Source organism: Bradyrhizobium sp. 25ACV (assembly GCF_054863005.1).
The window spans coordinates 1-249 of the sequence record NZ_JAVAYO010000169.1 but is presented as its reverse complement, the minus strand read 5'-3'; the positions used below and the strand labels follow the sequence as shown (position 1 = coordinate 249).

The following is a 249-nucleotide window of genomic DNA, read 5'->3' as shown; positions in this document are numbered from 1 at the left end:
ACTGGCTATGGGCGCGGAGCCGGAGGCGACGAAGTCGGCTTGGTCGAGCCCCAGCCCTGCGCGGATGGCGGCTTTCTCCTCAGCCGAGAGCGCGGCGGGCTCGGTGATTCCCTTCGCTTCAAGGCCGGCCTTGATCTTCTCCCAGGTGCGGGGGTGGCGGTGTCGTCAACACCGCTGGATGAGCACCTGTGCTGAGCCCAGCCGTAACCGCCGGTGAACTGGCGTTCCTGACAGACTGCCATTTTCGTG

1 protein-coding gene is annotated in these 249 nt (G+C 66.3%); it reads left to right on the top strand.

Annotated features, from left to right (window positions below; all coding sequences use genetic code 11):
• Positions 1 to 195, top strand: a 195-nt coding sequence (locus tag RAD04_RS39020) for a hypothetical protein (RefSeq protein WP_461628014.1), incomplete at its 5' end; no start/stop codon positions are given.
• Positions 196 to 249: the final 54 nt, after the last annotated feature.